Here is a 9,552-nt window from a genome sequence, read left to right as displayed (position 1 = left end):
CTCTTTATAAAGAGCGCGTAAATGAACTAAATAGCCATACTGATTTACAACAGTCGCTACGCTACGTTGCCCTTCATTTCCTAGATCAGAACTGGGTAAATCACTTAGATGCGATGACCCACTTAAAAGAAGGCATCGGGCTAAGACAATATCAACAAGAAGACCCTACTCGTCTTTATCAAAAAGAAGGTTTAGATATCTTTTTATACACATATGGTAATTTCGAAAAAGAAATGTGCCGCTATGTTGCAAGACATTTAGGTGTTCCTGAAAACGTACAATAACGAGGTGAAAGATTATGTTATCATTCCTAAAAAGAGCTAAGAAAAGCGGAAAAGATACGACTGTCTCTAGTAATCAATTATTCGGACAAGAAGAAACAAATACTGAAAATAAAACTGTAAAACCAACGCTTTACTTCCACCCAAGCTGGGGTGCAGTAGCACAAGAACAAAAATACATTTATCAATTTTTACATAAAGAACTAACACCTTTACAAGAATATCAAATTTCTTTATCTGGAATTGAGATTGAAAAACGTGATAATGGTTATGACGTAGCTGTATTTATTCGTAGCACTGTTCCGAAACCAATTTCTTTCGAAGAGGTTACATTAATCCTTCTAAATAGAGAGGAGAAATTATGTGCTCGCAAAACATTTAACCTTTCTGCATTAGGAGATATTCCTGCAAATGTAAATATGCCATTCATCTTTACATTTGAGCAAGAAACAATTACAGATGCTGAATTATCGCAAACAGATTGGGAATTAGCATTTGAACTTGAAAGTAAGCATGCATTAGATTTAGATCCATCTTGGGAAGCTCAGTTACCTGAAGCAAGCAAAGAAGCTTTACGTAATTTCGTAGACAATTTAACACCTCCAAATGATGGTGAAATTAACTTCCTAGGTCTGCAAGCTGCAAAAAAAGAAAACGGTGATTTACATACAACGCTTCTTATTCGTAACGGTTGCAAAGACAACATTCAACTAGAGCAACTTCCTCTTCATATTGAAGATGCTTCAGGTGCAGTTGTTGTGAAGGGTGCTTTCACATTGCCGAATCTTGAAATTAAAGCGAACACTACAAAACCGTGGTCATTTGTCTTCCCTGCTTCATCTATATTAAAAGAAGATATGGATTTATCTTCTTGGAAAGCGTTTGTACCACAAGACTAATAAGAGAGGCTGCTTCCAAAGCAGCCTCTCTTATTCTTTTTCATACAAAAAGCCTGTTCAAAAAGATGGTCATCACACCTCCTTGGACAGGCTTTTCCTTTATGTAAAATTTACTTCGTTACTAATAAACGTTCAATATGATATTCAGCTTCTAACTTGCACATTTCATCTACGTGTTTCACTTTATCTTTCTTTAATTGCTCTACTTGCTCTTCGCTCGGCTCTTCATTAATAAGCTCGTTAATTTTTTCATTCACTTTCACCGCTAACGCTTGATGGAAATCTGGATGTTCTTTCAACTCATCATCTACTTTATTGATCCAAGTTGATTTTGTGTATAAATATTGTTTCCACTGTTCAACAAATTGCTGCATATCAAATTTTTCTTCATTCCATTCAATTTCTTTCATATACTTCTCAAAAGAAACAACAATTGATCGCGTAATCCCGATCTTCACTCCATGTGGTAACTGTTTGTACATCAAATATTCCCTCCAGCTTAAAGCTCTTCCTTCTGAATATAAAGGAATCTCAAAATTCATATACCTTATTATAATAGCACATTGCTAATCTAAGATGTTACTATACTGTGTAGAAAATCAATTGTCAACAAACGTTAAACATCTAGATATACAAATTTCATATATGAAAAACAAAGGATAAATAATAAAAACTTTCACACCCTACAAAGCATTCTGTGTGAAAGTCCTTATTATTACGTCGCTTCAGTTTCCGAAAATTGTAATTTCTCTTTTTGCTCATCATTCGCCAACGTCACTATCGTCTTTTCAACATGCGGATGTACATGTTCTAGCGTCACACTCGCACCCGCTTTATCCGACTGCTCAACAAAGTTTAACAACGCCATAGCTCCTGATACATCCATATAGCGCACATCTTTCATACGTAAAACAACCGGAGACTTTACGTCTTGTAACGCATAAAAAATACGATCCACTGTTAAAAAAGAAAGTGGGCCTTTAATTTTATACGTCGCTCCCTTTTCTTTTACAATAGAAGCTTTACGTTCTTTACATTTCACCATATATATAATGAACGAAAGAATAATACCGAACGCAACAGCAATCATTAAATCAAACTTCACTGTGACAACCATCGTGACAAGCATAACAATGACATCACCTTTTGGTGCTACATGCATTTTCTTCATGCTTTCCCAATCAAACATGCCAATACCAGTTAAAATTAAAATACCTGATAATACAGCTAGTGGGATGTATTGTACGACTGATCCAAGTCCCATAATGAAAATAAATAATATAACACTATGCATACTTGCTGAAAGCGCCGTTTTACCACCGCTTCTTATATTCACGATAGACCTTACAGTCGCACCTGCCCCTGCTAATCCGCCAAACAATCCGCTCACCATGTTACCAATACCTTGTCCGACCAGTTCTTTATTACTTTTATGACGTGTACCCGTCACATTATCCATTACAACCGATGTTAACAACGAGTCAATCGATCCTAATAAAGCAATACTAAGCGCTGGTAAAATAAGTTCTGCGATGCCTGTTCCACTTAAAGATGGAATATGAAGCGTCGGCATCGCTTCTGGAATCGTCCCGATCTTCTCAATCACCTTATTTAATGACAGATTGCCGATAATCGGCAACTTCACTGTAAGCCCTTCTAACGCAGAAGAAAATAAAGGAAGCAAAGCAGTCACACCGACTAATGCAACTAAACTAGATGGAATAGCCTTAATCCATTTTCCAGAAACAATCATTACAATAATCGTTAATACTACGAGTAGAAAACTATTTTGCACATGCTTTATTTCACCTAAAATAATAATTAATGCGATTCCGTTCATAAATCCTGAAACGACAGGATACGGAATGTACCTCACGTAAGAGCCAAGCTTACATATACCGAATAAAATTTGAAACAGTCCCGCCATCATAAAGGCTATAAAACTCGCCTCTAATCCGTGCGTCGCAATAACGCCTGTTGCAATAACCGTAATCGGTCCAGTTGGCCCCGTAACTTGCCCCGGTGTACCACCAAACAACGCCGCGAATAAACCTGCAAAAATCGCACCATACAATCCAACTAGTGCTCCCTCAGACGTTCCCGTTGCAGCAATACCAAATGCAATGGCAAGTGGCAACGCAACAATCGCAACAGTAAAACCAGCTAAACATTCCTTTGCTATTTTTTGAAACATATAAATAACCACCTTCACATTAAGTCCACGTTCCATTGTACACCTAAAAGAATATATTCGTTAGCCCACTTTTTACAGTATCGTGACGTAAACGCATTCAATTATAAGCCTCGCCTTACCTTTGGAAACTATTATAACTATGGTATAATGAACAAATTAAATCTTTTATTATATATTTGGAGGCACTATGCTAACTTTTGAAGAAAAATTATCGATTATTGAATCTTTCCCTGAATTAGAAAGAAAGAACGTATCATTAAAACGCGTGAACTTTCACTTTGAAGAAAGTCGTTTAGATAAAAAGAACGTTGTATATCATTTACATCCAAACGGAAACGGATTTGTATATGCAAATGGTATTAAAGGTTATAAAACGGATGATAAAGGTATGATTAACATCCGCGAGTTTTCAGCAGAAGAGTTACGTTCAGTAATTGAGCAATCAATTGAACTATTATCACAAGAAGAAATCGTTGTTCCTGCAGAACCTGCAAAAGAAGAAGAATGGCATAACGAAGACGGTCATATCCTTACTCTTATCTCAGAGGATGATATGTGGAACGTGTACGCTGGTGTAAACTTAGACGGTACATTCAACTCTTATCCAGAAGCTGCGGAATACCTTGATGAAGAAGGTTTTTCACGTAAATAAAAATAGAAAGTGGGTATCCCCCACTTTCTATTTTTTTGCCCCTTTTAAAGACTCTCTCAACACAAACTTTTGTAATTTTCCACTCGCATTACGAGGCAGTTCATCCACAAATAAATAATGACGCGGACGTTTATAATCTGCTAATTCATCACTATTTTTACAATATAATTCCAATTCTTCTTCTGTAATCGCTTCATCTTTCTTTACAATAACAGCCACAACACGTTCTCCCCATAATTCATCTGGCTCACCAAGCACCGCAACATCTAATACACCAGGATGACTATGAAGGAAATCTTCAATTTCACGTGGATAGATATTAACGCCTCCGCTAATTACCATATCATCCACACGATCTGCGACGAATAAATAGCCATCTTTATCGAAGTAACCTAAATCACCAGAGTGATACCATCCTTTATACATCGATTTTACATTTGCTTCTTCTCGGTTATGATAACCAGCCATCATAGTTGGCCCGCGCAAAATAATCTCCCCTACTTCATAAGGAGGTAATACATCATCTGGTTCTGCTGGTGCATCATCGCTTGGTTTTACGATGCGGATTTCATGACTAAAGCATGGTGTTCCCGCTGAACCTGCTTTCGTAATTTGATCTTCTTCTACGAGAAACGCAACAACTGGTCCCATTTCTGTCATTCCGTAAATTTGTACAAGATCAATATAAAGACGTTCTTTACATTCCTTCACTAGCGCTGGAGCCATCGCCGCTCCTCCATATATACCAATCTTCATCGATGTTAAATCGTACTGTGTTAAATCTTTTTGCAGTAACATATTCCACATCGTCGGTGCTGCAAAAAACGTCGTAATCTTCTCTTCTTGAATCGTATGTAATACTCTATCCGTATCAAAGTGATGTAAAATAACATTCTTTCCACCCACTTGAATGCGCGGAATGATCCCAGCGTTTAACTCACCGCAATGATATAAAGGCGCAACTACAAGCCCCACACTATCTCTATTATATTTTATGAAATACGTACAAATCATACTATGCTCAGTCATTTCACGATGGCGATGTAGTACGCCTTTCGGATGACCAGTCGTACCACTCGTATATAACATAGAACAATAATCCATTTCATCGACTTCAATGTCTACTTTTTCAGCTGATGCTTCATTTACTTTTTCATGGTAAGAACTCGCATAGGAAGGTGTATCGTCTTCTACATACCAAAAAGACGAATTTGGAAAATCTCGTTCAATGATAGCAACTGTTGATTCAACCGCTTTTTCAAAGACTACTACTTTCGAGGCTGCATCTTGAAGGATATACGATAATTCTTTTGCTTTTAAACGGAAGTTAATCGGGTTAAAGATTGCCCCAATTTTCGCACAGGCTAAGTAAACGTTTACAAATTCACGGCAATTATATAAGTAAACAGATACAGTATCTCCCTTTCTTACCCCTTCTTTCAATAGTGCTTGCGCCGTTTTATTTATTTGCTCATCCCACTGTTTATATGTCCAGCGAATGTTTTTTTCCGGCTCTACTAACGCCTCTTTATTCGGATACTTACCAACAGCTAAATCAAATATTCTCCCTATCGTCATGTACATGCCAACAATTTCCCCCTTTTCTCTTTCATAAATCTATCATTTCGTCCATAAGTAGACATTGTCCTCTAATGATTTGACTAATTTTTCTGATTATTATCGACATAGTTTTACAAACAGTGTGATCTATTGGTAAATGAAATTAAAGTAACTTACTCACAACAATATAAAAAAGAGGCTATTCCAAATCGGAACAACCTCTTTCTTCTTATACAAATAGCTCTTCTAAAATTTTCAGTTTGTCTTCTGTATATTTTACGAAACCATCGTTATATGATTTTGGATCTTTCGGATTTGCGAAGTGCGTAATTGCACCTGTCTTCGGATGAACAAACTTACTTGATGCACCACAGCCAAGTCCGATAATTGATTGAACTTCTTCCATAATAACAATGTTGTAAATACTTTCTTGCGTCGGCATTGCATAACCAACGTTCTCTAAGTTACCTAAAATGTTCTTTTGACGATATAGGTAATATGGTACGTAATTATGCTTTTGCGTCCACTCTTCTGCTTCGTGCATCATCGCTGTAATTTCTTCGCGACCTGCTACTTTATATTTACGTTTGTTTTGCGTCATTTCAGAAGCACGTTTGAATGATAACGTATGAACTGTTAACGATTCTGGCATTAACTTTTCTGTCTCATCTAACGTATGCTTGAAGATATCTAGCCCTTCACCAGGAAGACCAATAATTAAGTCCATATTAATATTGTTCATTCCCATTTCACGAGCTAAGTGATACTTCTCAATTGTTTCTTCTACAGTATGGTGACGTCCAATTGCTTTTAATGTTTCTTGATGGTATGACTGCGGATTAATACTAATACGGTCAATGTTCCATTTATTTAACACTTCTAGCTTCGCTGGCGTAATTGTATCGGGGCGACCTGCCTCAACTGTTACTTCACGCACATTTTTTACATCTGGAAACGCTTCATACATTTCTTCATATAGCATATCCATCTCTTCTGCTGTAATACTTGTTGGTGTACCGCCGCCATAATAAATCGTCGTAACTGTTACACCTTTTTCTTTTAAAAACTTACCAATTTCACGAACTTCATAATGTAAACCACCTAAGAATGAATCAACAGAGCCTTGGCGTCCGTTAATTGCATAAGCCGGGAATGTACAATATGCACATTTTGTTGGGCAGAATGGAATACCGATATAAATACTTACTTCCTCTTTCAAACGGTATAAATCTGGAACTACCGCTAATTGGCAATCCACAATACGCTGAAGAAGTTCAATTTTCTCTTCATGAATTAAATAGCTTTCACGAAGTTCTTGATGTGCTTCTTCTTTTGACATACCATTTTGAAGCATTTTATGAAGAAGTTTTGTCGGACGAACTCCTGTTAAAATGCCCCAGCTTTGCTCAAGACCAGTTAACTGCTGAAGAACAGAAAGATATACATAAGAAACAACGTGCTTCACTTGCTTCATACGCTCTTTCTCATCTGTGAAAGCAGATAAATCTTTTGCGAATGTTTCTTCATACACATTTCCAGTAGCAACATCTGTTAAACGAGCAGATGCTTTCACATTCTCTTCAATGTGTATATCAACGATAAGATTTGCTTCCTCTTGTTCAAATCCAATCGTACTATCTTCAAAAAATAAGCCGCCAATATTTTGCAGCGGACGTAAAAAACGATCATCTTGTAACGTTTTAATTGAAATTAACAACATTATCACCTTTTCATTTGCAAACTCTCTTTAGTTTACTTGAAGGGCGTTTGTAGGTCAATACAGAAGGTTTTACCTTATTTCTATATCCTATTTAAAACAAACTGAATATTGGTTTTTCACGAACTTTTCCTAGTTGTATAGACATTAGAATATGCTCTTGTTACAATCTAGAAGGTATTAGTACTTGCTACTAATTTAAAATACACCTAAAGGAGGACTGTTAACACGACATAGATACTATAACGTGTTAAAAAACAACTATGAAAAAAAGGTTTTACAACATTTTAGCACTATCTTTGGCATTACAAACATTTATAGCACCTACCCATTCATTCGCAGAAAATATAGAGAAAACTGCGGAATTTTCTATTGATGAACAAGCTTTAAAAAGCATTGAAGAACATGCAAAGCAGCATAGACATGACGAAGAAAACGACCTTGAAATCTCGGGTGAATATCTTCTCCACTTATCAACAAAACTTCCACTATACGATACAAACGACTTAAAAACCAAAACAAATATTGAAATTACTGAACCAATAATAAAGGCAACGAAGAAAAAAGGGAATGCATATTACGTACAAACTACATCCCGTTCTGGTTGGATTAATGAGGACAATAATAGTTTAGAAGTACAAGAGATTCATAAACTCTCAGGGCAAAAACTAATTGTGAAAGACGAAACATCAGTATATTTATTCCCTTTCCAATCGTTTAAAGAAGAAGCGACATTACAGCCACAAACAGTAGCTCCTACTGAACAAGCTGGGAATTGGTTTAAAATTCAAATGAACGGAACTGAAAAATGGATTTATGCACCTTCAGCTACATTTGAAGGTACGAAAGCATCATTATTTGAAAAAACAGGTTCTATCGAAAAAAGAAGCGCAACTTTCTTCAAAACACCATCAAATTTGCCTACAAATAACGTTTATGGTGTTACGTTTAAAGAAATGATCGTTCCAAAAGGGAATGAAAATATTCGTCCTGGCTACGCAATGGAACCGAAATACATTACAATTCATGAAACTGCTAATACAAGTAAAGGTGCTAACGCGTTGAATCATGCGAAGTACTTAGATAGCCAAGCACGTGGGAAAACTGATCGTTCAGCATCTTGGCATTTTACTGTCGATGATAAAGAAATTTATCAACATCTTCCATTAAATGAAGTTGGTTGGCATGCTGGAAATAAGACCGGAAACTATGAATCTATCGGAATTGAAATTGCTGTGAATAGTGATGGAAATTATGCAAAAGCGGTAGAAAATGCGCGCAAATTAGCTGCTTATTTAATGAACGAATTAAAAATATCTCTAGATCACGTTCAAAAGCATCAATTTTGGAGCGGAAAAAACTGCCCTGCATTTATGATTCAGCGCGGACAATGGGATGCTTTCTTAAAAGGCACGAACGCTTACTATAATGAAAATCGTAAAGATGTTATTCCGCCGCCAGAAGTCCCTCATGAAAAAGACGACATTACAGGCGGGTGGTATGAACAAGACATTCGCCAGTTAGCAGCTAGGAAAATCATGTTCGGTGACGGAAATGGTTCTTATTGGCCAAACCGCCTCGTAACACGAGCTGAGTTTGCAAATTTAATGTCGAGAGCTTTAAAATTACCTGCTGGAAACGCTAAATTTACAGACTTAAATGAAGCACATCCATCTTTAGTAGACGGCATTAATCGTGCCGCTAACGCAGGTATCATTAGTGGCCGTGGAAATAATAAATTTGATCCAACCGCTACAATAAAGCGTGATGAAGCTGTTATTATGATTGACCGTGCATTAGCATATAACTCAATTTATAGAAAAGAAATGAAATTACCATTCATTGACCAAGATTTAGCATACGATAAGAAGGCATTACAAAATGTTTACGCATACGGAATCGTAAAAGGGAACGAACGGAATGAATTCGTACCAAAAGGCACAGCAACACGTGCTGAAGCAGCCGCATTTTTAAATCGAATGCTTAAAGTTATTGAAGCTTAAACAAAAAACTAAAAGGCATAAGAGATAACATTTCTCTTATGCCTTTTATAAAACTATTAGCTATTTTTAATCATAAATCTAAGACGTATCCCTAATAAAACAAGAGCAAAACCAACGAATGGAAGATAATTCATATCATGTCCTGTAGCTGGAAGGCGTTGTGCATGAGACTCACCTTGTCCTTTTTCTGGTAAGGTAGGTTTTTCTTTATCTACATTTTCCATTCCTTCACCTGGCTTCTCTGTT

8 protein-coding genes and 1 pseudogene are annotated in these 9,552 nt (G+C 36.6%); 4 read left to right on the top strand and 5 right to left on the bottom strand.

What is annotated here, in order from left to right; all coding sequences use genetic code 11:
• Both secA2 and K5S59_RS27340 read left to right on the top strand, forming a co-directional pair.
• Window positions 1–284 (top strand): annotated as a pseudogene (secA2, locus tag K5S59_RS27345) (accessory Sec system translocase SecA2); the annotation flags it as partial.
• 14 nt (window positions 285–298) lie between these two features.
• Window positions 299–1,180, top strand: coding sequence for an accessory Sec system S-layer assembly protein (locus K5S59_RS27340; RefSeq protein ID WP_120449543.1), 882 nt, complete (start codon window positions 299–301; stop codon window positions 1,178–1,180).
• A gap of 110 nt (window positions 1,181–1,290) precedes the next feature.
• Here the strand turns inward: K5S59_RS27340 and K5S59_RS27335 are convergent, their stop codons facing one another.
• Both K5S59_RS27335 and K5S59_RS27330 read right to left on the bottom strand, forming a co-directional pair.
• Window positions 1,291–1,662, bottom strand: coding sequence for a hypothetical protein (locus K5S59_RS27335; protein ID WP_000278022.1), 372 nt, complete (start codon window positions 1,660–1,662; stop codon window positions 1,291–1,293).
• 233 nt (window positions 1,663–1,895) lie between these two features.
• Window positions 1,896–3,374, bottom strand: a complete 1,479-nt coding sequence (locus K5S59_RS27330) for a SulP family inorganic anion transporter (RefSeq protein WP_120449541.1) — start codon at window positions 3,372–3,374, stop codon at window positions 1,896–1,898.
• Between the two features lie 187 nt (window positions 3,375–3,561).
• Between K5S59_RS27330 and K5S59_RS27325 the strand changes: the two genes are divergently transcribed.
• Window positions 3,562–4,026, top strand: a complete 465-nt coding sequence (locus K5S59_RS27325; RefSeq protein WP_000955004.1) for a hypothetical protein — start codon at window positions 3,562–3,564, stop codon at window positions 4,024–4,026.
• Between the two features lie 27 nt (window positions 4,027–4,053).
• Here the strand turns inward: K5S59_RS27325 and K5S59_RS27320 are convergent, their stop codons facing one another.
• The gene (locus K5S59_RS27320) at window positions 4,054–5,610 is read right to left on the bottom strand and encodes a fatty acid--CoA ligase (protein WP_000281970.1); all 1,557 of its coding nucleotides are present in this window, start codon (window positions 5,608–5,610) and stop codon (window positions 4,054–4,056) included.
• A gap of 205 nt (window positions 5,611–5,815) precedes the next feature.
• A complete protein-coding gene (locus K5S59_RS27315) occupies window positions 5,816–7,306 on the bottom strand; it encodes a coproporphyrinogen III oxidase (protein ID WP_002047350.1) in 1,491 nt (496 codons plus the stop codon).
• Between the two features lie 260 nt (window positions 7,307–7,566).
• Here K5S59_RS27315 and K5S59_RS27310 point away from each other — a divergent pair, with 260 nt between their 5' ends.
• Window positions 7,567–9,306 carry an N-acetylmuramoyl-L-alanine amidase gene (locus tag K5S59_RS27310; RefSeq protein WP_120449539.1) on the top strand — a complete coding sequence of 580 codons (1,740 nt, stop codon included), beginning with the start codon at window positions 7,567–7,569 and terminating at the stop codon, window positions 9,304–9,306.
• 56 nt (window positions 9,307–9,362) lie between these two features.
• Here the strand turns inward: K5S59_RS27310 and K5S59_RS27305 are convergent.
• On the bottom strand, window positions 9,363–9,552 hold a 190-nt coding region (locus K5S59_RS27305; protein WP_141524198.1), incomplete at its 5' end, for an LPXTG cell wall anchor domain-containing protein.

This window comes from Bacillus sp. BML-BC051, assembly GCF_019656175.1.
GTDB lineage: Bacteria > Bacillota > Bacilli > Bacillales > Bacillaceae_G > Bacillus_A > Bacillus_A mobilis.
Note: the sequence above shows the minus strand (reverse complement) of the source record. Positions and strands in the feature narration are given on the sequence as shown.